Origin of the sequence: Mesorhizobium sp. M7A.F.Ca.CA.003.01.2.1, from assembly GCF_003998945.1 — a bacterium.
Taxonomy (GTDB): domain Bacteria; phylum Pseudomonadota; class Alphaproteobacteria; order Rhizobiales; family Rhizobiaceae; genus Mesorhizobium; species Mesorhizobium ciceri.
The window spans coordinates 1-1,662 of the sequence record NZ_RZRA01001100.1 but is presented as its reverse complement, the minus strand read 5'-3'; the positions used below and the strand labels follow the sequence as shown (position 1 = coordinate 1,662).

At 60.9% G+C, this 1,662-nt stretch carries 1 protein-coding gene; it reads right to left on the bottom strand.

From position 1 onward, the window contains the following. Positions 1–106 precede the first annotated feature (106 nt). Positions 107–1,662: LPS assembly protein LptD (lptD, locus tag EN969_RS30125; RefSeq protein WP_164758625.1), on the bottom strand; the 1,556-nt coding region annotated here is incomplete at its 5' end.

Here is a 1,662-nt window from a genome sequence, read left to right as displayed (position 1 = left end):
TCCTCATCGTTGGCATCCCAATTCTATCCCGGTCCCGCCCAATTTGATCTTTCCAGGTGCGCGAAATCCGTGCCAGCCCTATGCGGCGAAACGATGTCGCCGATTGTTACTGGATCGTGTCGACGGCACTGGTCGACGAGCCGAAATCGCCGAGGGTGCGGAACGACAGATTGAAGCCGATGGTCTGCGACACCTCCCTGGTGTTCAGATCGCGCGACTGCGAGTAGGTCATCAAATAAGTGAAGCAGGAATCGTTGTAGGCGAAGCCGACGCCATCCTTGACCAGCAGGCTCTGCTGCAGGTCGTAGGTTCCTGTGCCGAAGACGCGCCAGTTTTCGGCCAGATGCGTGGATGCACCAAGCGTGACCTCGTGGCGGTCGGTGGTGAAGCCGTACAGCGGCTGGGCCTGGATGAAGGCGTATTTGGCGCTCAGCGACACAGGCAGGCCGGAATAGGCGGCCTTCACCTCGGCGCGGCGGATCTCGAAGCTCTGTTCGTCGAAACGGCCGCTGACCGAGGCCGCGAAGCCGTTGGGGCTGTTGATGCCGAACAGGCCGACATAGTCGGACTTGGTCGTGTCGAGGCCGGAGTTTGCGCCGACATTCACCAAATCCGGCGCGGCGAACGAATTCTCGCCGCCAATCTGATAGGATTGGCCGAAAATGGCATTGGTGCCCCAGCCATTGTTGTAGGAGCCGGAATAGCGGAAGCCGACATTGGCGCGCGAACCGCCTTCGACGCGGTCGTAGCCGGAGAACTTGTCGCGTTCGAACAAGGTGGTCGCATCGAAGACCATGCTTTGGGCGTCTTCGTTAGGCACTGAGAGGCCGCCGACATATTGCTCGTTCGGACGCATGAAGACCTGTGCCATCGGTTCGATGACATGGCTGGACCCGCTGGCCATGGAAAACAGCACCGGCCAACGCATCTCAAGCCCGGCGGTTGCCATGTAACGGGCAAATGACGAGCGCATGTCGTCCTGCTCGCCCAAATGCGTCGCCATTCTGTCGATCGCGTCCAGCGAAGCCGACGACGCGTTGAGGTAGTCGACGTCGCCCTGCAGCGCGAGCAACGGCGTCAGCACCAGCCCGCCATCGGTGACGAAGCTCCGCTTCCACTCGGCCTCGGCGGTGAGACGGCCCGATTCGCCTTCAATGCCGCGGACGCGCTGCGTGGGAGTGAGGGCATTGTAGGGCTCGACGAAGGTCTCATCGACATCGTCGCGGCGGATGACACGCGCGTTGACATTGAGCGATAGCTGGCCGCCGGCCACCGACGCATCAGGAATATAGGCGTAGTCGAGCGACGGCAGCACCCAGGGCTGTTGTCCGCTTCGCGCAGAGGCGTTGTCGTCAGGTGTATCTTCCTGCACATCGAAATGCATGGCGCGCACGTCGAAATAGTTGCGGCCGTTGAGACCCGTCAAGTAGACCGACGACTGGTGGACGCTGCTATTGTACTTTTCGATGCCGTAGGTGTTCGAGAAATTCTTGTCGGTCTGCAGCAGCACGTCCCAGCCGAAGTTCCAGCGTGAGTTGATGGCGAACTGCCCCTGGGTACCCATCATGCCGCGGAATTTGTTGGGATCGCCGGCGCTGCCCGAATTGACGTTGTGGCCAGAGCTGGAGGGGAAGGCAGTGGTGTCGAGGAAAGCGTCGGGAT